Genomic DNA, 26,104 nt, shown 5'->3' with positions numbered 1-26,104 from the left:
TACATGGGTACTGAAATGAAAATCAATCGTTACAAAGGAACTGTAGGTGATAGTTCATCACCCGTACTTATCGAAAAATCTGAACAAATACTCGTGCAAAACGGACAAACTCAATACCTTTCAATGAATATGGAATACAACAAATTTGATATTCGAACTATTCATGTAACAAACGATAAAGATGTTGAATCTATTATTTCGATTTTTGATAAGAAACAAAACGGACTACAAATATATAAGAGTAATCAAGAGAAGAAAGCTTACGATATATTAGCAATCCCTTGCGAAGATAAAGATACAACAAGTGCTGCTCATGTTTTTATTGAAAACAAAGGAAATGAACCAGCTTTATTTACAATAATCATTAAAGCAGTAAGTTTACAATAAAGGAGTGTCCTCTATGACAGAACATATCTTCAAAAGATTCACACCGTTAAAAAAGAATATATTTAATCTGGTTATTGACGAGATGTTACGTGTTGGCTGGAAACAACTAAATGAAGGAAAACCAACTTCAAATGATGTCTATGTCATGTATTCGAACGGAAATGATGGTAAAAAAAATATCTATATCGAACTTATACCATATGACGGAAGAAACATGGAGGACAGCTCACAAAAATTAGATTTTGATGTGAGATCAACGCTATATTCTGATGCTTTCTTTAAATTTTGTTATGGATATGATAAAGAGAAAGGTCGTGGGACTACTCCGGATCAATCTTGGCCGACTAGTTGGTTCCGTGGAAGGAATTACTCTGATGGTGTTACTTCAAATGGCCCTAAAATCGCTATAGATACTGAGATTGAATTCTATCTATTCGTTGATAAGGAAAAAATTATAACTTGCACAATTCCACCTGCAAGCACAAGATTAGCTCCTGCAGTTACATACATTGGGGTACTAGGAGAATTGATGTTAGAAGAAAAACATGAACCATATACACGCGCTTTAGTTTGGTACGCTAGTGCTTGGAGTGGAAATTATTCAACCCCTTACACCGGGCTTACTTTTAATCGTCCAAAAGGATCTAATGAGACAAATATCTCCCAATCATATCGTAGTACTTGGTTGCAAATACCTACAGGATTAAATCCAAATATCGATAATACCTTTCTACTATCTCCGTTTTATATTTTATCAGATAGTTATGGTGTGCGTGGGAAATTGGAAGGAATATATCGGACTTCAGATGCAAGTATAGTAAGTGGCGATATATTAGAAGTTGAAGTGAATGGGAACATACAAAAATACAAATACGTAAATGCAAGTGGTAGTTATGGTTCCTTACCTGCTCCATTAGCATTTCGTATTGAATGAGGTGATTACCATTACTGTCTTTAAAGGTATTATTTTTGATCCTGAACTCCTATCATTAAAGAGAAATTCAGTTCAAAGAACCGGAAAAATTATTGATGATATTTTTTTTATTGGAAGTAGAAAGTCTCTAAAACGAAACGGAATGATTTTTTGTGAGGATTTAATAGTAAATAATGATTCAAAACAAGAGGTGAACTACCCTCGTCAAGAACCATTAGAGCATTCTTGGAAGAGACTAAATACGTAAATTCTAAGCGTACAACAGTAGGCTTTTTATTTTGGCCAAAATTTGAAAGGAGGTGAGAACTTGGAAAGAATTCACGAACTCATCAAGGCATTGAATATAAGCGATGTTATTACAAGTACTCAATTTAAAGTAGGTGGTGCTATAGGCGGCGGATTAGGAACAATAATTAATTTGTTATACGGTAAAGCGAACTTAATTTGGATATCGATCTATTGCTGGATTATCATGCTTGACTGGATTACTGGTAGTAAAGCTTCAAAGCTAGATGGAACATACTCATCACAATATGGAATTGAGGGCATCACGAGAACCGTGGTGCTTTTATCATTACCAGCTCTTGCACATTTATTTGATATTGCTCTTAAACTACCTGATTTCTTTTTCTTCATGGTAGTCGGTGGATTGAGTTACCACATTTTTAATAGTTTCGCAGCAAACTGTGCACGAATTGGCTGGGAAAAATGGATTCCTGCATGGTTATTAGAAAGTGTAGCATCTGAAATTCAAGCAAAGATACAAAGAAGTGATGCACGAAAAGAAAAACATACTACCAAATAAAAACATACACGCCTTACATAAGGAGAGCATTGTCAAAAGACGGTGCTCTTTTTGTTTGGCAAAAAGGGGAAAATACACAATGAAAAAACCAATTAAACTATTTAGCTCGTTATTTATGACTCTATTACTCATATTTTCGTTTGCTACGGCTTCTTTTGCTGATAGAGTACTAATTATCCAAGACTTACCGAAACAAGCATATCGCTACGGTGTGGGCGCTTATGAGGGCGTTGTTGCACATAGTACTGCAACGCCAGAAGCACCAGCAATTAACATTCGAAATTATGAAGCTAGAACATGGAGAAATGCATTTGTACATTATGCTGTAGATTGGAACGAAACAGTCCAAATTGCCGATACAAAATATGTGGCTTACGGTGCTGGACCATATGCAAATAAAAGATTTGTTCACGTAGAACTTTCTGAAACTAGCAGCCCAGATAAATTTAAATCTTCTTACGAGCGTTATGTAAAACTATTAGCTAAGATTTTAAAAGATAGAGGGATTCATCCAAGCAAAGGTTTATGGACACATAAAGATATTACTTACAAATTAGGTGGAACTGACCACGAAGATCCGATTGATTACCTTCGCAGTCATGGTGTATCAGAATCACAATTCAGAGCGGACGTACAAAAGGCGTATGAAGGCGCAACAGTTACAGTTAAACCAAAACCACAAGAGCCATCTCAAAACGTTGTAGGCGAAACAGGAGTAGTTTATATTGATGGATTTAACGTAAACCTAAGAAGTGGACCATCAACAAATCATGGAGTTATCCGTCAATTAAATAAAGGAGAAGCATATCAAGTATGGGGAAAACAAGGGGATTGGTTAAATCTTGGTGGTAACCAATGGATTTATAACAACCCATCCTACATTAAATATCAAGGGGAACAAACTACTACTTCAAGTTCTGTAGTAGGAAAACGTGTTGTATCTAAAGTGGACGACCTTCGTTTCTATGATTCTGCTTCTTGGTCTGATAAAGATGTAGCAGGAACCGTAGATGAAGGGCTTGGATTTACGATTGATGCTAAAGTATCTGTTAATGGTTCACCGCAATACAAAGTGCACAATAGTAAAGGAACAACATACTATGTAACTGCAAATGAAGCCTATGTTTATGTGAAGTAAAAGAGGCCTACTCTATCATGAGTAGGCACTTTTTGTATATATTTTAAACTAATTAAATTAACCACCTGTATGACCGTGCGAGTATTGTACAACTTCTTCAGAGGATACTTGTGTTTCTTTTGGGGTATTTGCATTTCCTAAGATTAAGGTAAAAGCAGTTAATATTCCTAACGAATAAAGAATTGTTTTTTTCATTTTATTGCCCCCCTAAATGATTTTTTCCTTTCATTATAGAACATAAATAAAAATACTCACTTGACTTCACATGATTATTTTCCCGATAGAATGTTAGTGCTAATTTTTCATTATATTCCTTTACATACTCATATATATTTTCTCGTTCAAAATATACATTACCTGCTAATACAATTTTTTCTAATTCTTCCGCACATACACCTTTTGCTATTGCTTGTGAAATTTTAAAGTGATGTTCATATTCTTCATTTTTCAGATCTGTACTAATTTTCAAGCCTTTCTCAAACAACTCTAATGCTTTTTCTTTTTCCCCAATTTTTTCATGTTCACATGCTGCAATCAATATAGCCTTATAATCATTTGGTAATTCTTTAATGACTTCTGAAAGGTGACGAATAGCTAAGTCTGATAGCTTTTGGTTTGCGTACATAAACCCTAAATTGTGACGCACATATAAGATAGCCTGTTCTTCTTTTTGTTTTTGAAATATATTCATTGCAGACATAAAAAATTCCTCGGCTGTTTCAAATTCATTTAAATGTGTACAGATAAGACCAGATACGTTATTGCAATATCCTATATTTAGTTCGTATCCGTTATATTTAGAGAAGATTTCTTCTGCTTTGGACACTTGTTGAAATGCAGGTATATACTGCTGATGGTGACAGTTAAATGTAGCGAGTTTGAAATAAAACTCCGCATGCTCTAACTGATCTGGTATTTCTCTTAGTTTTATTTCAGCCTTATCATAGTAAATTTTAGCTAAGTTGTAATTTCCGACTATCGTCGAATGCATCGCCTTAAAAAAGTAATAGTAGTATATAAGAGAATCATCTGTTGGAATATTAAAAGATTCGATTTTGTTGAAACTATCTTTTCCAATACTTAAACTATCAACTAAATATTGATGACGAAAATCTAATAGAGAGTAGTATAAAAGTAAGTTTTGATCTTCTTCCATATTTTTTATTTTTTTATCAATTTCAGTTTTTAATAGATGTGCATTTCTTAAGCGTCTAGCGCGAATTTCAATGTACCATTCATTCAGCATTTGCATGATTTGTTCATTTGTTTGTGCCTGAACCTCCATACAACAACCTCCTCTTAGAGTGACAATGTTTATTATTTCCATTTATTTTAACACGCCTTTAGATATATAAATTTTTAAAAACTTGATATAATATATACTGAATATTCAGTGTATATTATTGATATTAAAAAGAACTCTTCAAGTCATGAAAGAGCTCTTTTTTTAACTATATTTAAGAATACAGGTTACTTAACTATTTTTTGCTATTCTGTAGAAAAAAATAACTAACAATGTAATCCCCATTCCTAAAATTATTGATATCAATATTACTAAATCATGTAATACATAGAATGTTAATAAACTCCATAATCCTAAAGTTAAAAAAATTAAGGTTAAAAACAAATTTGGTTTAATGTATTTAAATTTTTTCGCATACAGCAGTAATAGCATTATAGGAATAGTATAGATAACAAACATGAGAATGTCTTTTTGATCATCTAGATTCCTAATATCAAATCCTATTACAATGATTACCACTAAAGCAATCAACATAAACGCTATTTCTTTTATTTTTCCGCATTAAACACTCTTTTTTTACAAAAATTACGAATTTTATACACAAACATATAACAACATAGTATACTTGGATATATTAACCATATATGGAGGGGGTTGTTAAAAAGAATTATTGGGATTTTGTTCATTTTAGTTTTATTGAAGTGTACTCTGGAATTTTAGCGAAAAAACTTTATCAAGAAGGGAATCATGAGAAAGCAAGCCAATATTTTAATATATCTTATGATGCTAAAGAATTACTTCAGAAGGGAAGTGCGTTAAAATGAAAAAATTACTAATGGGATTTTTTAGTTTTGCTGCTGTTTTAACTATTGGAAGTTTTACAGAATCTTTTACATCACAAGCTGATCATGGTAGACCACCTGCGCCGGCATACGAATACGGCGATACTTATATTGATCATGGTGAGCATATCTAAAACAAAAAGAGGACGAGATCTTGATATGATCCCCTTATAGTAGACAGGAAAAAGAAAGCGCATTAACCTGTTTACTATGGAGGGGATTTTTTTATGGGGAAAATTAGAGTCACTTACGATGTAGAATTTAAGAAAAAAGCTATAGATTTATACTTAAAAGAAGGCATGAGCTATAAAAACATTGCGAAAGAATTAGGTATTCATCACTCGGTTGTAAGTCGTTGGGTGAAATACTTTGAAGCTGAAGGTATCAAAGGACTAGAAGAAAAACGTGGAAAAGCGAAAGGGCCAGGTATAGGAAGAACAAAACCAAAAGATCCAGAAGCTAAGATTAAACGATTAGAAGCCGAGAATGAAATGTTAAAAAAGCTCTTAGGGATGTAAAAGGAGGTATGTAAGCTATATCCAAAACGAGAAAGTTTGAAGCTATACTTGAGATGTTAGAAAAGGGGTATACGATTAGCCTATTATGTGCCATCGCTGGTGTAACTAGAAGTGGGTATATAAGCGGACAAAGCGGCACTTAGTGCCTTCTGAAAAACAACTAGAGGACGCTAAAACCAAGAAAAAGATATTGAAGTGTCATAAAAAACTAAGAGGGATTTATGGATATAGAGGAGTGCAAGTGTGACTGAAAGTCACCTATAACCTTCATTTGAAGCATAAGCGCATACAAAGATTGATGAATCAATTAGGCATCAAAGATTTCAAAAGAAATTAAATAATCTGAGTCCATATAAATATAGAACTCAGGTTACTTAGTTGCGCTTTTTAAATCCTGTCTACTTGACAGGGGTCACTGCAGGCATCAATTCCTTGTGTTTCGAGCTGTTTTTTCCAAACAGAAATCGTTGAAGGGGCAGGAATATTAAAGATAGCTGCCGTCTCAAATAAGGACATACCGTTTTCAATCATAAAGTTTAGTACGTCTAGTTTAAATTGTTGTGTGTAATTTGTACATCGTTTTAGAAAAGCTTCCAGACCATTCTGTTTATATTGGTTTACCCAATTCAAAATGATTGTGTCACTTATACCGAGCGATCTACCCATTTCTCGATAACTTTCATTTCCGTTCAAATAACGTAGAACGATTTGTATTTTTTCATCAGCTGTAAATTTAGCCATAGAAAAACTGCACCTCCAATTGTTAGACACAGTCTAACAATTGGAGGTGCAGTTCATTATAGGGTACTCTTTTATGAATCAGTACACCATTCATATATTGTTAATGTTTGTGAGTCATGAACAATTAAATGGTTTAACAAGTAAGGATTCAAGATAATGTATGTAAGATGAGTATAAATCGTTATAAAAAAATAAAGAAGAGCACCATTATATAGTACTCTTCTATGAATCAGTACACCATTTATATATTGTTGATGTTTGTGAGTCATGAACAATTAAATGGTTTAACAAGTAAGGATTCAAGATAATGTATGTAAGATGAGTGTAAGTTGTTACAAAAAATAAAAAAGAGCACCATTATAGGGTACTCTTTTATGAATCAGTACACCATTTATATATTGTTGATGTTTGTGAGTCATGAACAATTAAATGGTTTAACAAGTAAGGATTCAAGATAATGTATGTAAGATGAGTATAAGTTGTTACAAAGAAATAATTAGTCAGCAAAAGCAAAATGATTAGCTCTTAATGGAAAATGAAATGTATTATTAGAAACTCATGATATAAACAACTAGGTTGTGAAGATTAAAGTTTTTCAAAAAACTTCATTTGGTATTACTCTAGAATGGAATTATTGAACTTATAAATTAATATGCCTTTTCGTTTATTGACAAAATAAACACGTTGATAGGAGTAATAACGTATTCCTTTAAAAATACGCTTTTTCATTAGGGAATTAATCTAAGCACTAGATAAATAGATGCGTATACTTATATTATGTGAGTTGTGAATGTAATTAAACTGAATTTTTATAGTTTAATTATTAGTAACTATTTTTATTCTAAGAAAAATGGATATTTAAAAATATTCAACACCATTACAATTGAGTGTTTCTTAGTATAAGAATATTCTCTCAAAATTATTAAATAAGGAGGAAATAAATGAAACATAATGATTGTTTTGATCATAATAACTGCAATCCGATTGTTTTTTCAGCAGATTGTTGTAAAAATCCACAGTCAGTTCCTATAACTAGGGAACAATTAAGTCAATTAATTACTTTACTAAACTCATTAGTATCAGCTATTTCAGCATTTTTTGCAAATCCAAGTGATGCAAACAGATTAGCGTTACTCAATTTATTTAATCAATTTTTAATTTTCTTAAATTCCTTACTACCTTCCCCAGAAGTTAATTTTTTGAAACAATTAACTCAAAGTATTATAGTTTTATTACAATCTCCAGCACCTAATTTAGGACAATTGTCAACATTATTGCAACAATTTTATAGCGCCCTTGCACAATTCTTCTTCGCTTTAGATCTTATCCCTGTATCCTGCGACTCAAATGTCGATCCTGCAACTTTACAAGTTCTTTTTAATTTATTAATTCAATTAATCAATGCTACTCCAGGGGCAACAGGTCCAACAGGTCCAACAGGTCCAACAGGCCCAACGGGAGCGACAGGTCCAACAGGAGCAACAGGAACGGGAGCAACAGGTCCAACAGGCCCAACAGGTCCAACAGGTCCAACAGGTCCAACAGGTCCAACAGGTCCAACAGGTCTAACAGGTCTAACAGGTCCAACAGGTCTAACAGGTCTAACAGGTCCAACAGGTCCAACAGGTCCAACAGGTCCAACAGGTCCAACAGGAGCAACAGGTCCAACAGGTCCAACAGGTCTAACAGGTCCAACAGGCCTAACAGGAGCAACGGGAGCTGGAGCAGTTATTCCGTTTGCATCAGGTGGGCCAGTAGCGTTAGCAACTGTTTTAGGTGGATTAGCAAATACAGGAGCACTTCTTGGATTTGGAAGTTCATTCTTCCCTGTAATTGTCCCACCTGGTGGCCCGATTACTATAGGCCCTGTACCTCCAGTATTTGATTTCGCATTTGTAGCTCCTCGCGCAGGTACAATTACTTCGTTAGCAGGATTCTTTAGTGTAACTGTAGCGGTTGCTTTATCGATAGGAAGCATACAAATTCAAATGCAGTTGTACAGCGCACCAGCAGCAAGTAATACTTTTACTCCAGTAGGTACACCGTTACTATTAACACCAGCATTTAGTGGTCTTATTGCTATCGGTAATACCTCAAGTGGTATTAGCGCACAAGCAATTGCGGTCGCTCCACAAGATAAGATATTACTTGTTGTTTCATCGACTACACCAGGTTTTGATATAGCTACTGCTATTACAGGCTTCGCAAGTGCAGGTATAACATTTGTATAATCACTTGTAAGTTTTGTAGTTGAAAATTTTGATATAAGAAAAGAGATTGTCAAAAAAGTATCCTCAGATTAACTTTTGAAGACAGTCTCTTTTCTTTAATTGTTTTTATACTTTATGTCTGGTGAAAATGATTAAATATACTATGAAAATGTAGTGTAATTGTGTTAAGTTAAATGATCACTGCTAGTAAATTACACATTAATAGGCATAAGAAAATGAAGGTTTCCAACCTATATGGGATACAGAACTAATTTCATACACATATAAAGGCATATATATATAATATTTTAAATTTTAGTCTTACATATGTAAGGATTGAGAAGTGGGAGGGTTATATAATGAAGTATATGAGTATCAAAGAATTAAATGATGATTACATTTATACTATCCTTGCAATGAAACCAGGTAAGTTTTATAGAAAACGTAAATCAGGTATCATCAACTTTGCTACAGCGCTTGGCATGATTTAAAAAGTGATGGAATTTTAGGAGTACTGTTCGGGGCACTATTTAGGGCACTTAATCAGGTGCCTTTTTACATTGGAATCGGCGGTACGATATTTCTACAGTTAATTGTTCTTTGAAAAAAGAATACTGTGGGGATAGCGTAGCTCCTTTATCAAAACGTTACTTGGTCGGAATGGACGGAGAAAAGGAAGAAAAAGACGAAAAGCTTAATTGATTTTATATATAAAGCCACGGTGCATAAGTGTCGTGGCTGGATATCATGAAACTGTCCGGGTGCCAACGGGAAAAAGTGTTGGCTTTTCATATAAATCTCATAATTGAGAATTGGTTTAAATAACCAGTGCACCAACAGCAAAATGTGATTCATATATTTGCGCACATTTTGCTCACATTTTGTTCACGTACTATATAAAAAAGTATGAAAATCTATAAAAACAATTATTTCAATAAAATTTATTCTGGATATTAAAAAGTGCCAAAACCCTTGTTTTATAAGGGGTTTGGCACTTTTGTGTTTTTGTATTTTATCAAATAAACAATTCTAAAATTGTTCATTCTTCTCCCAAGATTCAACGATATAATGAGCAATCGTCGGATTGAAGCCTTTACCAACTAAAAACATAATTGCAGCAACTTCTGTTAATGCGTGTTCGTGTGATGTATGTTTTGCTTCATTTAAACCGTAATCTACCCATGGTTTTACGAAATCTAGTACAGGTTTCTTGAAAGGTAAAAACTGTGTACCGACAACTTGTTGAATTTGTTGTTGTGTTGGTTCAGTAATTGGTCCAGGTGGTAAGATTTGTGGTTGTGTAATGTCTAGTGTTGGTCCGGGCGGTAAAATTTGTGGCTGAGTTGGATCTATTGTTGGTGGTTTAGGTGGTGAGACACGTGCGTCGTAGTTTGGTTGATACATTTGTTGTTGATATTGCGGTTGTTGTGGTTGAGTTGTGTATGGGTTTTGTGGTGCTGCATATGGATTTTGTTGATATTGTTGTTCTTGGTTTTGCGGTGCTACATATGGATTTTGTTGATATTGTTGTTCTTGGTTTTGTGGTATTACATATGGATTTTGAGGATATCGCTGTTCTTGATTTTGTGGTGCTGCATATGGATTTTGAGGATATTCATAATTTGGACGTGTGTCATATGGATTTTGTTGAAATTCAGTTTCTTGGTTTTGCGTTGTTGCATATGGGTTTTCGTCATATTGTTGCTCTTGCTGTTGTAACTCTTGTTCTTCGTATTGTTCTGTGTATCTCTGTTCTTGTTGTTGAGGATACAATGGTTGCCTTGGATAAGGCGGTTGATTATTATAGAACATGTTTATTCCTCCTTCATGATGATGCCTACCACCTAGTGTATGGGCGGACAAGAAAATATGTGATGAAAAAATGCGGGCGTGTTACAATAAGTAACTGGGTGAAGATAAAATGACAAAACAAGAAAAAATTCAAAAAACAATTACTTTTGTAAAACATATTTTAGAAAAAGATGCGAGTGGGCATGATTGGTATCATATTGAACGTGTACATAAAATGGCGATTTCTTTATCTGAGCAAGAAGGTGGAAATCGTTTTATAATTGAAATGGCAGCATTACTTCACGATGTGGCAGATGAAAAGCTAAATGAAAGTGAAGAAGCAGGAATGAAAAAAGTTTCTGATTGGTTAGAAGAGCTACGTGTTGAAGAAGAGGAAAGTAAACATATTCTTCATATCATCGCCAATATGTCTTATAAAGGTGGCCATGGCGGCACAGTAGAGTCACTTGAAGGGAAAATTGTTCAAGATGCGGATCGTTTAGATGCTCTTGGTGCAATAGGAATTGCTCGTACATTTGCATATGGTGGGGCGAAAGGGAGATTAATGTATGACCCAACTATTCCGCCGCGTGAAGAAATGACGAAAGAAGAGTATAGAAAAAATAATGATCCATCTTTAAATCATTTTTATGAAAAACTTTTGAAATTAAAAGATTTAATGAATACGAATGCAGCAAAACAAGAGGCTGAAATTCGTCATCGTTATATGGAACAGTTTATTGAACAATTTATGAAAGAGTGGAATGCACAAATATGAAAATGTTAACTGTGGAGAACTTATCAAAATCATATGGAGAAAAGCCGTTATTTGATGGATTATCATGTAGTATTACAGAAGGACAACGTGTCGGAATTATTGGTGTAAACGGAACTGGTAAATCGACATTATTAAAAATTATTGCAGGATTAGAAGCTCCTGATACAGGTGATATGACGCATTCACGTGGGTATACAATTAGTTATTTATCACAGCAACCAGAGTTTGATGAAAAACTGACAGTATTAGAGCAAGTGTTCCATGGTGATACACCTTTAATTCGTCTTCTTCGTGATTATGAAAAAGCACTATTAAATATTGAAAAAGATCCAAGTAATGAAAAAGTACAGGAACAATTATTTGCAGTGCAGCAACGTATGGATGCAATGAGTGCATGGGAAGCAAATGCAAATGCGAAGTCTCTTTTAACGAAATTAGGAATTACGGACTTCACTGCAATTGTTGGGAATTTATCTGGTGGACAGAAAAAACGTATTGCAATGGCACAATGTTTTATTGAAACACCGGATTTATTAATTTTAGACGAGCCTACGAACCATCTTGACCATGAGACAGTTGAATGGTTAGAAGAATATTTAGCGAGATATACAGGTTCGGTATTACTTGTAACCCATGATCGTTATTTCTTAGATCGTGTGACGAATCGTATTTTTGAATTAGATAATGGTAAACTATATAGCTACGAAGGAAACTATAGTACATTTTTAGAAGCGAAAGCACTTCGTGAAGAGCAAGAATTGGCACAAGAATCGAAACGCCAAAATTTATATCGTCGTGAACTTGCTTGGATTCGTCGTGGTGCAAAAGCCCGTTCTACGAAACAAAAGGCGCGTATTCAGCGTTTTGATGAGCTAAAGGCACAAGAAGGACCAGCTGCAAAACAGTCAGTTGATATTGCACTAAGCGGAAGTCGTCTAGGAAAGAAAGTACTTGAGTTAAAAGATGTAACGAAAAAATTTGGCGATAAGACGGTATTACATAATTTTAATCATATTGTGAAACCGGGTGATCGTATCGGAATTATTGGGGCGAATGGAAGTGGGAAATCTTCCCTATTAAATATGCTTGCAGGTAAGTTATCTCCTGATAGTGGTGAAGTGGAAGTAGGACAAACTGTAAAAGTTGCTTATTATACGCAAGAAAATGAAGAGATGAATTTAAATCAGCGTATGATTGAATACATTAAAGAGATTGCAGAAGTTATTCATACGACAGATGGAAAAGTAATTGGTGCATCTCAAATGTTAGAACGTTTCTTATTCCCGACGCATTCACATGGTACACCACTTGGTAAACTATCTGGTGGTGAAAGAAGACGTTTATATTTATTACGTATTTTAATGGGAGAACCAAACGTACTTTTACTTGATGAACCTACGAACGATCTAGATACACAAACATTAACAGTACTAGAAGATTATTTAGAAGATTTCCCAGGTGTCGTTTTAACTGTATCGCATGACCGTTACTTCTTAGATAAAGTAGTAGATGAACTGTTCATCTTTACTGGCGGAGGCGAAGTGCGTGAGTTTCTAGGTAGTTATACAGATTATTTAGAAATGGAAAAAACGAGAGAACTTATGGAGAAAGCGGAAGTTCAAAAAGAGAAAAAAGTTGTAGAAGAAGCTCCAAAACAACAACGTAAACGTAAACTTTCATACAATGAACAGCGTGAATGGGAAACGATTGAAGATACAATTGCCGAACTTGAAGAGAAAATTGAGTCAATTGGAGAAGAACTTGCGAAAGTTGGATCTGACTTCACAAAGGCACAAGAATTATCTGAAGCACAGCAGAAAACAGAAGAAGAGCTAGAAAAAAAGATGGAAAGATGGAGTGAACTATCAGACATCGTTGAAGGATTAAAATAAAAACAAGCTGCATATATTGAAAAGTAAAGAGAAAAACTTTACACTATTGGTAGAACCTATTTTAGGAGGGAAAAAATGAGAACATCTAATCCAATGTTGAAAAAAGAGGCATTCCGTAAAGAGGGAGCAAGTGCTTCTGCGATGACGATTGGCGGAACAGTAGGCAAAACGTTCATTATGCTTATCTTGCTACTTGCAACGTCTGTCTATTCATACATACAGATGATGCAGGGGACGATGAAGATGCCAGTATTAATTGGTGCTTTAATCGTTGCGGCAATCATCGCATTTGCGTCTATGTTCTTCCCGCGTATTTCACCTTTTGGTGCACCAATCTATGCAGCGGTAGAAGGGGTTGTGTTAGGAAGTATTTCAGCAGTTTATACAATGAAATTTGGCGATTCTATCGTTTTAAATGCTGTATTACTAACAATCTCAATTCTATTTGCAATGTTAGTGTTATATGCAACACGCGTAGTAAAAGTAACGGATAAATTCCGTACAGGCGTGATGGCAGCAACACTTGGAATTATGGTTATGTATTTAGTCGTATTTCTACTAAATATGTTTGGTGTAACTGTTCCATACATTCACCAAGGTGGTACAATCGGTATTATTATTAGTGCAGTTGTTATTGTAGTTGCTGCATTAAACTTATTACTAGATTTCGATTTAATCGAAAATGGTGTACGTAGTCAAGCTCCGAAATATATGGAGTGGTATACTGCGATGGGATTAATGCTTACATTAGTATGGTTATACTTAGAAATTCTTCGTTTCGTTTCGTACTTTACGAAAAATGACTAATAAAAAAATCCTGCATGAAAAATGCAGGATTTTTTTATTTTCAAAGATATATTGAATGTATGGTATAATATGGATGATAGCAACTTGAAGTGAAGGAGATGGAATATGATGAAAGAGAAGAAGGGGATTATGAAAAAACTATTTTCTAAAAGTTTTTTCATAGAACTAGATGAAGCTTTAACGTATCCATCATCAAAAGTTATTACTTCAGCGATTGAAGGATATGCAACTGAATGCAATGAAAGACTAAAATTTGAGAGTAAAGTTAAACCGATTACTTTCTACTTAGAAAATGCAATGTACCGTGCTGAAATAAAGATGGCTCGCGGAGGATATTACATATCTTGTACTGAAGTGTAATAAATTTTGAAACCATACATGTTTGAACTATGTATGGTTTCTTTTTTTGTTTTGTAAGGTCTAAAATAATACTTTTTACTTACGGATATATCATTTTGTGCTTTTTACCATTCAAACATTTCTCCTTACAATGAAGAAAAACATGTGAGGTGGTATAACTTATGATGAATCGAGTTGTATTAATCGGTAGATTGACAAAGGAGCCAGAATTATACTACACAAAACAAGGCGTCGCTTATGCACGAATATGTGTTGCGGTGAATAGAGGATTTCGAAATAGTTTAGGTGAACAACAAGTCGATTTTATTAATTGTGTCGTTTGGCGCAAATCGGCTGAGAATGTAACTGAATATTGTAAGAAGGGGTCGCTCGTTGGGATTACAGGGCGTATTCAGACTAGTAATTACGATGATGAACAAGGCAAGAGAATATATAGAACTGAAGTTGTGATTGAGAGTATTACCTTTTTGGAGAGAAGGCGGGAGGGGGCATTGTAATAAAAGGTGATTTTAAGTAATAGCTTCGGAAAAAATTGTGGAAAGTATTTTAATAAATTTAATGGATAAAAAATAAAAATCATCGGAAACGAAAGCTTTTAAAATCCCGTTCCTAATTTAAAATATAAAAAGAATGAAATAGTATGGTAGCGGGAAGAAAGTAGTAAAATTAAGCATCCGAGTAGGAGTATAGAGTGATAACATGTTACAATACAGCTAAGAACATGCAATAAAGGAGAGTTTTTTACGTGAAGATTAAAGCAATTGAACCGACGCCAAGTCCAAATACAATGAAAGTTATTTTGAATGAAGTATTACCATCAGGAGCACGTAATAATTATACAAATGAAAATAAAGAACAAGCACCAATGCAAGTGCAAGAAATTTTGAAAATTGAAGGCATTAAAGGTGTATATCATGTAGCCGACTTTTTAGCAGTGGAGCGAAATGCGAAGTATGACTGGAAAGTTTTATTACAACAAGTTCGTGCTGTTTTCGGCGAAGAAGTATTGGAAGAAAGTGAAGAACAACAACTTGCTCATTTTGGAGAAGTGAAAGTGTTTGTTCAAATGTTCTTTACAATTCCAATGCAAGTAAAGTTAACAGATGGAACGACGGAAGAACGTGTTGGTTTACCAGATCGTTTTAAAGAATCAATTATGAAAGTGCAAATGTCTGCACCAAACGTTGTAAAAGAGCGTAAATGGGTAGAACAAAGTACACGTTACGGTAATTTTGAAGAAATTGGGAAAGAAGTAGTGGAAGAGATTGTTGCTGCTTATTCAGAAGAACGTGTAAATGAAACGGTTAAAGAATTATTAAATCAAGCGGGTGCTGTTGAAGTAACGATTCAAAAGCGTGAGCCATATAAAGTAACAGAAGAGATGATGAAAGATTCTGACTGGAAAAACCGTTTTGCAGCATTAGAACAAATGGATCCTACTGAAGAAGATATTCCAGTGTTGAAGATGGCGTTAGATGATGAAAAAGTTTCAATACGCCGCTTAGCAACAGCGTATTTAGGTATGGTAAAAGGTGATGAAGTATTACCGTTATTATATAAAGCGTTGTTAGATCGCTCTGTAAGTGTTCGCCGTACTGCAGGAGATTGTTTATCAGATGTAGGTGATCCGGCAGCGATGTTCGTTATGATTAAATCTCTGAAAGATCCAAGTAAATTAGTACGCTGGCGTGCAGCGATGTTCTTATTTGAACTTGGAGATGAAAGTGCGATTCCAGCATTAAAAGCAGCGCAAGATGATCCAGAGTTTGAAGTAGCGATGCAAGCACGTCTAGCATTAGAGCGTATTGAAGGCGGAGAAGAAGCAAAAGGTTCTGTATGGAAACAAATGACGGAGTCACGTAAAGGGGAATAATGTATGATTGTTTTCTATGATAGTTGGTGTCCGATGTGTACGGCCGTTGCAGAACGTACGAAAAAATTAGATAAAAAGGGTAAGATGAAATTTGTTTCATTTCGAAATGAAGATGTAGTTGAGAAGTATGAGCTTTCTCAAGAACTACAAAGTAAGATGGAACAAAGACTGTATATTTTTAAAAATAATAAGTGGTATGATGGTATTCAGAGCATAGATGTATTAGCAAAGGCCGTTCCATCTTATTGGTTTGCAGTTCCTTTTATAAAGCTATCTATCGTACTTGGTTTTGGAAGTAAAGTATACGATTATATCGCTAATAATAGAAAACTTGTTCCAGTGGGACATTGCCGCGGTGGGGTTTGTGAAATCCCTACAAAAAAATGAAATCATCGTTATCTTTCTTTTGCACCTATTAATAGAGCGTGATATGATGAATTTGGAATGAAAGTTGAAGGAGAGATTACAAGATGTCAAATGCCTATGAAGAATACATGCGCCAAATGGTAATCCCAATGCGCCAAGAGTTAGTGCGTTCTGGGTTTGAAGAGTTAACTACAGAAGAAGCTGTAACAGAATTTATGGAAAATACATCAGGTACAACTTTAGTAGTTGTAAACTCTGTTTGTGGTTGTGCAGCTGGTTTAGCACGTCCATCAGCAGGTCAAGCGGTTGTTCGTGCTGAAAAACAACCTGATCATCTTGTAACTGTATTCGCAGGTCAAGATAAAGATGCTACTGCAAAAATGCGTGAATACTTCGGAGAAATTCCTCCATCTTCACCATCTATGGCATTATTAAAAGGAAAAGAAGTTGTTCACTTCATTCACCGTCATGAAATTGAAGGTGCAACTATGGACGAAATTATTACGAACTTAGAACAAGCTTTCGAAAAGAATTGCTAAAGAAGGGGGAGAGTAAATCTCCCTCTTTTCTTTATATAGAGGTGAAACAATGATCGTAACAACAGCAGGAAGAACGAATAAAGAAATGACAGATTATGCAAACGAGGTAGCAGCAGAATTAAATGCTTCTTTCGTTAAACGTAATGACATACCGGTACATAAGCTACATGAGCAGTATGAACAAGATGTGCTTGTCGTAGGGAAGAACCGATTAGCTATTTATCCAAAAGGTACGGAAGAATCGTTTTTCTTTCATCCGAACTCAGCGATGTTTCGTGTGAAAAGGTTAATGCGTGGAGAACACGATCCGTTTGTACAAGCTGCTAAATTAGAGAGCGGAATGACAGTGTTAGATTGTACGCTCGGGATGGCATCAGATAGTATTGTAGCTAGTTATGTTGTTGGGGAAAGCGGAAAAGTAACAGGACTTGAAGGCAATGAGTATATGGCTTATATTATGGAAAATGGTTTGAAAACATGGTCTTCATCTGTTTCTGAAATTGATGAAGCAATGCAAAGAATCCAAGTAAAGCAAACGGAGCATTTTTCATTTTTAGCGCAATGTGAAGACAATAGTTACGATGTCGTTTACCTTGATCCGATGTTTGAAGAAACTGTCATAGAATCCGATGGAATTAAAGGATTAAAACACTTCGCTTTGTATCATGATATTACTGACGAAACAATTGCGGAGGCAAAACGAGTGGCGAGAAAACGTGTCGTTTTAAAAGATCATTTTCGTAGTTCTAGATTTGAAAAACACAATTTTTATGTATACAAAAGAAAAAGTGCTAAGTTTCACTTTGGTGTAATTGACCCTTGCTAATTGTTTGAAAAGATGTATAATAAGCAATAATTAATTAAATATACTGTCTGTGATGAAGAGAGTAGTCTTTTTTAGAAGGAAAGCGAGCTAGGGATGGTGTGAGCCTAGTACGGAAGAAAAAGATGAAGCGCACTTCGGAGATGCTTCTTGAACGAATAGTAGAGAAAGCCGAGGCCCCCTGTCCTCGTTATAAACGGGAAAGTGGTTCGTAACGAACAACAAGGGTGGTACCACGGGTTAAAACTCGTCTCTTTTTTAGAGACGAGTTTTTTGTGTTTTAAAAAATAAGGAGGTTGTATCATGGATTATAAAATGCAGTTTGCGGAAAGTTTATCTAATATTTTCACGAATGAATTAACGCAAAAACAAATTTTAGATTTAATTGAAACACCGAAACAAGATGAATTTGGAGATGCAGCGTTCCCATGCTTTTCATTAGCGAAGCAATATAAAAAAGCACCAGCTCTTATCGCAAAGGAAGTTGCTGAGAAATTCAATGATCCGTTTTTTACGAAAGTAGAAGCCGTTGGTCCTTATGTAAATGTATTTTTCAATCGTGAAACTGTAAGTGATGCAGTATTAAAAACAGTTTTAGCGGAGAAAGAAGAGTTCGGTCAAAACCACTTTGGCTGTGAAAAAACAGTAGTAATTGATTATTCCTCTCCTAATATCGCGAAACCTTTTTCGATGGGGCATTTACGTTCTACAATGATAGGAAATTCGCTGAAACATATCGCTGAAAAATGTGGCTATGAAGTTGTAGGGATTAATTATATAGGAGATTGGGGAACACAGTTTGGAAAGTTAATTACGGCTTATAAAAAATGGGGAAATGAAGCAGTTGTTAAAGAAGATCCAATACGTGAGCTATTTAAGTTATATGTCCAATTCCATGAAGAGGTAAAAGACGACGAAGAACTAGAAGAAGAAGGACGTGCTTGGTTTAAGAAACTAGAAGAAGGTGATGAAGAAGCGGTAGAACTTTGGAATTGGTTCCGTCATGAGTCCCTTAAAGAATTTTCTCGCATTTATGAACTTCTCGGCGTAGAATTTACTAATTTTCAGGGAGAAGCATTTTATAATAATTTAATGGAAGATTTTATTGGGATTTTAGAAGAACATGAGTTGCTTGAAGAATCAGAAGGTGCATTAGTCGTTAATTTAGAAGAAGAAGGAATGCCGCCTTGCTTAATTAGAAAATCAGATGGTGCGACGATTTATGCAACGCGTGACTTAACGGCAGCTTTATATCGTCAAAACACTTATGGGTTTGATAAAGCGCTATATGTTGTTGGTCCAGAACAAAGCTTACATTTCAATCAATTTTTCACCGTATTAAAAAAACTTGGCTATACTTGGGTTGATGGTATGGAACACGTACCGTTTGGCTTCATTTTAAAAGATGGTAAGAAAATGTCGACACGTAAAGGAAGAGTTATTTTACTTGAAGAAGTACTCGAAGAAGCAATCGAACTTGCAAAACAAAATATTGAAGAGAAAAATCCAAACTTAAAACAAAAAGAAGTAGTGGCAAAGCAAGTCGGTGTTGGTGCAGTCATCTTCCACGATTTAAAAAATGAGCGTATGCACAATATTGAATTCTCATTAGAAAACATGCTGAAATTTGAAGGAGAAACAGGCCCGTACGTACAGTACACACATGCACGTGCTTGTTCTATTTTAAGAAAAGAAAGTGTAGAATTTGAAACATGTACATTTGCTTTAAAAGACGATCATAGCTGGAGTGTCGTAAAATTACTAAATAAATTCCCGCAAATAATTGAAGCAGCTTTCAATAAAAATGAGCCATCGATTATTTCGAAATATATATTAGATGTAGCACAATCATTCAATAAATATTACGGTAATGTTCGTATATTAGAAGAGAGCAAAGAAAAAGACAGCAGAATCGCATTGGTTTATGCTGTGACGGTTGTATTAAAAGAAGGATTACGTTTACTTGGGGTGGAGGCACCTGAGGAGATGTAACATAGTAGTAAACTGACAAACTGGGTCTAGTATAAACCTGGTTTGTTTTTTTATTGGATATATATTTTTTTTGCAAAATCAATTAAAATCTTTTTAGAGAGGGTGATTCATATTGATTCGAACTTTTATTTTACAAATTCCTTGTCATAGAAGATTAGATAGAAGTTTTTTTAAACTACAAAAGTACATACCTTTATGTGCACGTTGTACAGGCATGCTTATTGGTATTTTAATGTTTCCAATTTATTTTTATATGACACCTTCATTTCTTTTGGCAATCATACTATCATTTTTCGCTCAAATTCCGTTACTTATCGATGGGTTCACCCAAAAGTGGAAATGGAGAAATAGCTCAAATTTGCTAAGAATAACTACTGGTGTATTAAGCGGTAATGGTATGGGATTATTCATTTCCTCTAGTGTTATATGGATATTATCTTAAGATATATAGTAATGGAGGTATTTACATAGATGTTCTGGATTTACTTAATTCTAATTTTTATTTCAGGCGGAAGTGGAATTGGTTTTATGACTCAAAATAACTATACAGAAGCAATAATAGCTTTTGTTATTTGTATACTATTGTTTGGGCTACTGTATTATTATCTTAAAAGAAACAAAAGAAAGAGAAAAGCAGATTGTGACGATTTAGACTGTACGGATTGTTTTGATTGTGATTGTACTTGTTAAATTTTTCTTCCAAATAAAAAGCTAGTGTATTATTAAAAATACACTAGCTTTTTGCTTTGAAATTTTAAGAAAAGTGTAGGAATACGACTATTCTATAGAGAACTTTAGTTTTGTATATTTAAGGAGTACCCTGATTCTCCAGATGAAGGATTAGCCTTTTTAAGTAAAATACCTATTATAGATGAAGAAGCAATTTGGGAAACTGATATAGATGAATCAAATTATTGTGCTATTCGAATCATGTTTACATATAAAGGTTGCAATTTAGGAGTTACGAATGTTCATTTAAATTGGAAATCTAATAGAAAAAGACAAGAACAAATGAATGCCGTGAATAATTGGATTACAAATAAAGTAAGTGATTACGAATTATTATGTGGTGATTTTAATGATGATCCATATTCAATGGTGCATCAATACTTAATTCGGAAGCATTGGATAGATGTAGCTCAGTTTAAAGAAATCGAAGAGAACATGATAGCTCAACCAACTTTAGATTATAGAAAGAATCCGAATTTAAAAGGTGATGTAAAGCAAGAAAAAAGATATGATTGGGTCATGATACAAGAAAATGCCGCATTTGAATTTCCTACGATTGAAAACGTATCTATATTTGGGGATTCGGTACTAACTTCAACTGGTGTGTTTCCTAGTGATCATTACAGTGTTTTTGTAGAGTTGAAATTTAATGAATGAGAAAAATGTCATTTTTTGTTGGTAAATCGATATTCACCGTATAATCGCCGATATATTTAAATTATCGCCGATATAATTTCATGTACTGTTTTTAACTAACAAAAGATAGGATACACATGTTACGTTATTCTATATAATCAAACAAAATACAGAGAAAGACAATCATTTTTACTATATTTTGTTATAAATTTGAATAATATTAATTAATACCATCCATTATAAGAGATTTTAGTTGAATACATACTATATGGTGTGTAAAATCTAAGCAAGTAGCAGTATAAATATAAATTCGAGGTGAATGCATGCTAGATTTTAAGCAGTTAGAAACTTGTTTAAAAGACAAGAGATTTGTAGATGGATTACAGGAAATAAATAATGAAATTGCATATATAAAAGAAACGAATACTTTATCCTATGTGAAGAATTGGCTTGCCAATATTCCTTCGCATAAGGAGTTCGATATATTAATTCGTCTTACTGATGAAGGGCTTATGCACCAATACAGTTCATTCCTCATTCGTTACGCTTATAAAAAATTCCCAAATATGAGAACGCTCTCTTTATATTGTGATGAGTTAATTGATGAGCGGAAAATTCTTGAAGCAGAGCAGCTGTTAAAAGAAACTTTAGAAGAGAGTAATAAAGAAGAAATAGATGCAGATTTTTTAGCGAAAACATATTTTACGTTAGTACGATGTCTTTTAGAAATGAAACGAAACGAAGAAGCGTTAATGTATATGCAAAAAGCAGAGGAGTACAGTGCACGCGCAGTGTTTGATAAATGGGGCTACGTTTATATGCATACAGGTGAATGGGAGAAAGCGGAAGAACAATTTATTGCTGGCATGCAGCATGAAGATTGTGAAGAGTTATCTACCTATTTATTATCACAATTGTATGCGAATAAAGGAGAACAAAAACGCGCGATACAGTTAATCGATGATGCAATTGTAAAATTCCCACAAGTACCATATTTTCATTTTGAGAAGATAAAGTATTTATTAGATTTAGAGCGATATGAAGAGATGTTAGCGGTAATAGATAACATAAATACTCAGCTGCCGTATCATGCCTATAATACTTACTTTGTACATTTACGTGCAGAAGCACTGTACAAAATGAATAAATTTGCAGATTTACAAAAACTATTAAAAGAAGAAAAGAGTTTAAAAGAATCTTTATATCATAATTTAGAAAAAAATCCGGATGGAAAAAAGGTTCACTTGCCGATAGTTCCTATTGTACAAAAGGATAATTATTGTGTTCCGACAAGTTTAGAGATGATGTTGCGTATATGGGGAGAGAAACGTACACAAGATGAAATAGCAGAGTTTATTTTTGATATGACAGGTTCGAAGTTTTCAGATACTGTTTCTTATTTAGAAGAATTAGGTTATGAATATCGTTATTTTAAAGGGAATGAAGAGAATTATAAGAGACTGATTGACGAAGGAATTCCTGTTTTATTAAGTATAGATATTGAGCATGCTTCACACGTACAAGTTCTATCTGGATATGATGATACATTGCAAGCTTTCTATGTTCAAGATCCAAACTTTATAGAACCAGTTCTTGTGGAATATAGTAAATTACAAGAAAAATATCGTTATACAGGCTGTTTAGCAATCACGTTTGTTCCGAAAGAAAAGAAGGAGCAACTAGCGTTTCTAAGTGAGGAAGAAAATCGTTACTTTAAATCTATTTTTTCTCTTACGGATCATTTAGATGAACATGACAAAGAGGGAATTAGTAACTTAGTACAATTTTTAAAAGAAACGAGTGATAATCCAAATACGTGGTTATATACGATAAAGCACTTAGATGTTGAAGTAGATAAAAAATTTATTTTATATTGTATCGATAAGTTAATGGAAAAGTTTCCGAACTCGGACTTTGTTAAATTGCATGGTGCACAATGTTTTATTCGTCTTCAAGAAGTAGAGAAAGCGGAGCAAATGCTGACAAGCGTTGAGAAGAAAAATAATCGTGCTTTATATCATTTAATAAACGGAAGATATGCGTTTGAACAGGAAAGTTATCTAGAAGCGATTTCAAGCTTTCGTTTATCGTTACAATTAGACGCAGATCAGCCTATTGCTTGGAGTTTTCTCGCTTTATCCTATATGTATATTGATCAATCTGAAAAAGCATTGCAATACTCTCAAGTTGCGTTAGAGCGTAGTCCTGAAAGGTACACTTTAACAAATCACGGTTTAATATTAATAGATTTAGAAAGATATGAAGAAGCATATGAAATCTTTAATGACTTGTTAAAAGAGTACAAATATGAAGCGCATGTATGGTATGAACGAGCGAGATGTGCACATCAACTAGGGAAATTATATTTAGCAATAAAAGGGCTTAAAGTAGCGATTCATTTGGATAGTAATGCACCTTACATTTATACGAAACTTTCGGAAATATACGAATCTGATTTGAAGGATGAGGAAAGTGCGAAAGAAATTTTATTAAACGGTATTGAGAATTGTGATGATAAAGCACCTCTTTACGTAAAATTAGGTGATTATCATTTTCAAAATGATAGCTTGGAAGAAGCAGAAGTATTGTATAAGCGTGCTTTAGAAGAAAATGATGAGGATGTTTATTCTCACTTCGGACTTACACAAGTTTATATGGCAAGAGAACAATATAAGGAAGCAAAAGAATATATACTTGGTCTTGAGAAGCAAATTGAAAAGAGCCAAGATTTCCTCATGAATGCAGGAATGGTTTTATGGGATGCTGAAATTGAACTTGGTGGAAATGAAGAAGGGTTTAAAGTAGCACTATCTAAGTTAGAAAGTGGTATAAAGAAAAGTGATTATAATGTAGCAAGTGCGTTAGATGAATATGTGAATCGAATTAAAGGAACGGAATTTGTACAACGAGGTATAGCATTTTTAAGAACGTTACACAAAGAAAGAAATGAAGTAAGTGAGTACGGTTGTTATGCAGGTATTTTATATGAATCTATTGGACAGTACGGCCAAGCGATGAAAAGATATAATAAGGCGATAGAACAAATGGAAACGGCATTACCGTATTACCGAATTGGTGAAACACTTATGGCATTAGGGCAATTGACGGAAGCAAAACAAGCGTATGAAACATGTTTAGAGCTTGATGGGAATTTCGTAGGTGTACATTTACAGCTTGCGGAAATATACGAAAAAGAAGAAAACCGTTCTAAAGAACAAAGTCATATGGTTCAGGCGATGAAAGAAGAGCCGTTGCATATTAATATGGAATATTTAGCACAGCTTTCAGTAGATATGAATCTTCAGGAAGAATTGCTGACTGAACTAGAACAATTAGCGGACGAAGTACCTGAAATATGGCGTTTAGATGCGATTGCATATGTGTACGGAGCGATGAATGAAATAGATAAAGAACAAGCACAGGTTGAATACGCACTACAATTAGATGGTGAGCATATAGAAGTTCTATATCATTATGCAAAAGTATTAGTGAAAAAAAGAAATGTAAAAGCAATTGAAGTTGCAATGAAAGTAATACAAAAAGATTTTGATAATGAACGTATATTTGATGTTTATGTAAAAGCAGTAGAGCAACATAAAAAATTGTCTAACATACGAGATTTTCTTCATACGTTAAAGGTGAAAAAAGCAGAAAGGAGTACAGCATTCATGTATGCTGCAGCTGCGGTTACGGAAATATGGATTGAACGCCAGCTGCATGAACAGCCAAAACGATCTATCATTACGAGAGCTTTTTATCGTATGAAAAATCGTGCGAAAGAAATTTCAATGGTTACTATGATAATTGATTTATATGAAATCTCTTTAAAGTTAAATCCGAAAAATAGTATGGCAGCACAGCGATTTGCGCTATTTTATGAGAATGTAGAGATGGATAAAGAAGCAATAGAGATTCTGCACACGTCACTAGAAAATAAATGGGATTATGACGTAGCGAAGCAACTTGTAAATCTTTTCGTTGAGTGCGAGGAAGAAGATATGTTAAGAGATGCTTTGGAATTAACGAAACAAATGGTTCGAGAACTACCAGATGATTATGATACTCTTCTTCTGCAAGCACAAGTATTCTTTAAAGCAGGGGAAGAAAGAAAAGCAGAAAAGATTATCTTACAATTAACAGAGCAAACACCGTTTGTAAGTAGAGCATTTCTTGCTTTAGGAGAAATATATCAAAGTCAAGAAAGGTTTGAAGAGGCAATTCATGTATTAGAAAATGCTTCTATACATCATCCAAATGAAACAGCAATTCTTCTTTCTTTAGCATCTTCATATCATGGTGCCGGCCAAACGATACAGGCAGAAAAAATAACAAATGAAGTATTAATAATTGACGCGAGTGATTTGTTAGCAAGATATGATCGTGCTTGTTATTTAGCGCAGTTAAATAGAAATGAAGAGGCGAAGGAAGAGCTTGAATTTGTCCTTCGTGAGGATGAATCGGGATTCTTTGCTGAACTTATTGAGGATGATGAAAATTTAGCAGCATTGCGAGAATTTGAAAAGTAATTGTATAAGAATAGGGAAAAAAGATAAGGATATATTTTGAATTAGTTGACAATTAGTTGCTAAATGGCATAAAATAACTTTTAACAAAGTATACAAATCTGAAGACGAGAAAGAGTAAAATAGTGAGCTGTTCTCCAGAGAGCCGGTATATTGCTGAAAGCCGGTGTGCAGACG

General features: G+C 34.3%; 25 protein-coding genes, 2 pseudogenes and 2 other annotated features (1 of these 29 cut by a window edge). Of the genes and pseudogenes, 23 read left to right on the top strand and 4 right to left on the bottom strand.

Annotation, left to right across the window (positions count from 1 at the left end; all coding sequences use genetic code 11):
* Window positions 1-3 precede the first annotated feature (3 nt).
* The 4 genes from ACUN13_RS13360 (at window position 4) to ACUN13_RS13345 (ending at window position 3,264) form a co-directional block, all read left to right on the top strand.
* Window positions 4-387 (top strand): hypothetical protein, encoded by a 384-nt coding sequence (locus ACUN13_RS13360; protein ID WP_078420663.1) that lies wholly within the window; start codon window positions 4-6, stop codon window positions 385-387.
* Window positions 388-400: 13 nt separating this feature from the next.
* The gene (locus ACUN13_RS13355; RefSeq protein ID WP_078420662.1) at window positions 401-1,321 is read left to right on the top strand and encodes a hypothetical protein; all 921 of its coding nucleotides are present in this window, start codon (window positions 401-403) and stop codon (window positions 1,319-1,321) included.
* A gap of 307 nt (window positions 1,322-1,628) precedes the next feature.
* A complete protein-coding gene (locus tag ACUN13_RS13350; RefSeq protein WP_000439587.1) occupies window positions 1,629-2,126 on the top strand; it encodes a phage holin family protein in 498 nt (165 codons plus the stop codon).
* Between the two features lie 79 nt (window positions 2,127-2,205).
* Window positions 2,206-3,264, top strand: a complete 1,059-nt coding sequence (locus ACUN13_RS13345; RefSeq protein WP_078420661.1) for an N-acetylmuramoyl-L-alanine amidase — start codon at window positions 2,206-2,208, stop codon at window positions 3,262-3,264.
* Window positions 3,265-3,321: 57 nt separating this feature from the next.
* On the opposite strand, the gene ACUN13_RS13340 is transcribed toward ACUN13_RS13345, so the two are convergent.
* Window positions 3,322-3,459 (bottom strand): hypothetical protein, encoded by a 138-nt coding sequence (locus ACUN13_RS13340; RefSeq protein ID WP_170879373.1) that lies wholly within the window; start codon window positions 3,457-3,459, stop codon window positions 3,322-3,324.
* A 1-nt stretch (window position 3,460) separates the two neighbouring features.
* On the bottom strand, window positions 3,461-4,549 hold the full coding sequence (locus ACUN13_RS13335; RefSeq protein WP_061457129.1) for a response regulator aspartate phosphatase: 1,089 nt from the start codon (window positions 4,547-4,549) through the stop codon (window positions 3,461-3,463).
* A 644-nt stretch (window positions 4,550-5,193) separates the two neighbouring features.
* Between ACUN13_RS13335 and ACUN13_RS13330 the strand changes: the two are divergent.
* From ACUN13_RS13330 to ACUN13_RS13320, 3 genes and pseudogenes are all read left to right on the top strand, one after another.
* Window positions 5,194-5,331, top strand: a pseudogene (locus ACUN13_RS13330) (aspartate phosphatase); the annotation flags it as partial.
* Complete coding sequence (locus ACUN13_RS13325; protein ID WP_170879369.1) at window positions 5,328-5,483, top strand: hypothetical protein; 156 nt, start codon at window positions 5,328-5,330, stop codon at window positions 5,481-5,483. The pseudogene ACUN13_RS13330 and the gene ACUN13_RS13325, both read left to right, overlap by 4 nt.
* Before the next feature lie 93 nt (window positions 5,484-5,576).
* Window positions 5,577-5,867: a transposase gene (locus tag ACUN13_RS13320; protein WP_061457133.1), complete on the top strand. Its 291-nt coding sequence runs from the start codon at window positions 5,577-5,579 to the stop codon at window positions 5,865-5,867.
* 420 nt (window positions 5,868-6,287) lie between these two features.
* Here the strand turns inward: ACUN13_RS13320 and ACUN13_RS13315 are convergent.
* Window positions 6,288-6,608, bottom strand: a pseudogene (locus ACUN13_RS13315) (transposase); the annotation flags it as partial.
* Between the two features lie 941 nt (window positions 6,609-7,549).
* Here ACUN13_RS13315 and ACUN13_RS13310 point away from each other — a divergent pair.
* Entirely contained in the window at window positions 7,550-8,839 is a 1,290-nt protein-coding gene (locus tag ACUN13_RS13310; protein WP_445423818.1) for an exosporium glycoprotein BclB-related protein, read from the top strand.
* Between the two features lie 338 nt (window positions 8,840-9,177).
* Entirely contained in the window at window positions 9,178-9,309 is a 132-nt protein-coding gene (locus ACUN13_RS13305) for a hypothetical protein (protein WP_276565566.1), read from the top strand.
* A 538-nt stretch (window positions 9,310-9,847) separates the two neighbouring features.
* On the opposite strand, the gene ACUN13_RS13300 is transcribed toward ACUN13_RS13305, so the two are convergent.
* Window positions 9,848-10,630, bottom strand: coding sequence for a hypothetical protein (locus ACUN13_RS13300; RefSeq protein ID WP_071740447.1), 783 nt, complete (start codon window positions 10,628-10,630; stop codon window positions 9,848-9,850).
* Window positions 10,631-10,739: 109 nt separating this feature from the next.
* On the opposite strand from ACUN13_RS13300, the gene ACUN13_RS13295 reads away from it, so the two are divergent.
* From ACUN13_RS13295 to ACUN13_RS13230, 14 genes are all read left to right on the top strand, one after another.
* Window positions 10,740-11,387 carry an HD domain-containing protein gene (locus tag ACUN13_RS13295; RefSeq protein WP_000165966.1) on the top strand — a complete coding sequence of 216 codons (648 nt, stop codon included), beginning with the start codon at window positions 10,740-10,742 and terminating at the stop codon, window positions 11,385-11,387.
* Window positions 11,384-13,279, top strand: coding sequence for an ABC-F family ATP-binding cassette domain-containing protein (locus ACUN13_RS13290; RefSeq protein ID WP_000783160.1), 1,896 nt, complete (start codon window positions 11,384-11,386; stop codon window positions 13,277-13,279). Before ACUN13_RS13295 ends, ACUN13_RS13290 begins: the two co-directional genes overlap by 4 nt.
* Window positions 13,280-13,354: 75 nt before the next feature.
* The gene (locus tag ACUN13_RS13285) at window positions 13,355-14,086 is read left to right on the top strand and encodes a Bax inhibitor-1/YccA family protein (RefSeq protein ID WP_001260655.1); all 732 of its coding nucleotides are present in this window, start codon (window positions 13,355-13,357) and stop codon (window positions 14,084-14,086) included.
* 105 nt (window positions 14,087-14,191) lie between these two features.
* Complete coding sequence (locus ACUN13_RS13280; protein ID WP_000975138.1) at window positions 14,192-14,446, top strand: DUF4318 domain-containing protein; 255 nt, start codon at window positions 14,192-14,194, stop codon at window positions 14,444-14,446.
* 161 nt (window positions 14,447-14,607) lie between these two features.
* Window positions 14,608-14,943 carry a single-stranded DNA-binding protein gene (locus tag ACUN13_RS13275; RefSeq protein WP_000982017.1) on the top strand — a complete coding sequence of 112 codons (336 nt, stop codon included), beginning with the start codon at window positions 14,608-14,610 and terminating at the stop codon, window positions 14,941-14,943.
* A gap of 248 nt (window positions 14,944-15,191) precedes the next feature.
* Complete coding sequence (locus tag ACUN13_RS13270; protein ID WP_000692564.1) at window positions 15,192-16,319, top strand: conserved virulence factor C family protein; 1,128 nt, start codon at window positions 15,192-15,194, stop codon at window positions 16,317-16,319.
* A gap of 3 nt (window positions 16,320-16,322) precedes the next feature.
* On the top strand, window positions 16,323-16,706 hold the full coding sequence (locus ACUN13_RS13265; protein ID WP_000634884.1) for a thiol-disulfide oxidoreductase DCC family protein: 384 nt from the start codon (window positions 16,323-16,325) through the stop codon (window positions 16,704-16,706).
* An 83-nt stretch (window positions 16,707-16,789) separates the two neighbouring features.
* On the top strand, window positions 16,790-17,224 hold the full coding sequence (locus ACUN13_RS13260) for a BrxA/BrxB family bacilliredoxin (RefSeq protein WP_000063706.1): 435 nt from the start codon (window positions 16,790-16,792) through the stop codon (window positions 17,222-17,224).
* 49 nt (window positions 17,225-17,273) lie between these two features.
* A complete protein-coding gene (locus ACUN13_RS13255; protein ID WP_000637455.1) occupies window positions 17,274-18,050 on the top strand; it encodes a class I SAM-dependent methyltransferase in 777 nt (258 codons plus the stop codon).
* Window positions 18,051-18,090: 40 nt separating this feature from the next.
* Window positions 18,091-18,305 (top strand) — a binding site (T-box leader).
* Between the two features lie 45 nt (window positions 18,306-18,350).
* Window positions 18,351-20,039: an arginine--tRNA ligase gene (gene argS / locus ACUN13_RS13250; RefSeq protein WP_000384909.1), complete on the top strand. Its 1,689-nt coding sequence runs from the start codon at window positions 18,351-18,353 to the stop codon at window positions 20,037-20,039.
* Window positions 20,040-20,151: 112 nt separating this feature from the next.
* Window positions 20,152-20,481 (top strand): DUF2085 domain-containing protein, encoded by a 330-nt coding sequence (locus ACUN13_RS13245; protein ID WP_000621474.1) that lies wholly within the window; start codon window positions 20,152-20,154, stop codon window positions 20,479-20,481.
* Window positions 20,482-20,510: 29 nt separating this feature from the next.
* On the top strand, window positions 20,511-20,729 hold the full coding sequence (locus ACUN13_RS13240) for a hypothetical protein (RefSeq protein WP_000498606.1): 219 nt from the start codon (window positions 20,511-20,513) through the stop codon (window positions 20,727-20,729).
* Window positions 20,730-20,843: 114 nt separating this feature from the next.
* A complete protein-coding gene (locus ACUN13_RS13235) occupies window positions 20,844-21,425 on the top strand; it encodes a hypothetical protein (protein WP_306299079.1) in 582 nt (193 codons plus the stop codon).
* Between the two features lie 302 nt (window positions 21,426-21,727).
* On the top strand, window positions 21,728-25,930 hold the full coding sequence (locus ACUN13_RS13230; protein WP_445423817.1) for a tetratricopeptide repeat protein: 4,203 nt from the start codon (window positions 21,728-21,730) through the stop codon (window positions 25,928-25,930).
* Between the two features lie 92 nt (window positions 25,931-26,022).
* Window positions 26,023-26,104, top strand: a binding site (T-box leader); it runs 159 nt beyond the window's last position.

It is taken from the genome of Bacillus cereus group sp. Bce041, from assembly GCF_052646455.1.
Note: the sequence above shows the minus strand (reverse complement) of the source record. Positions and strands in the feature narration are given on the sequence as shown.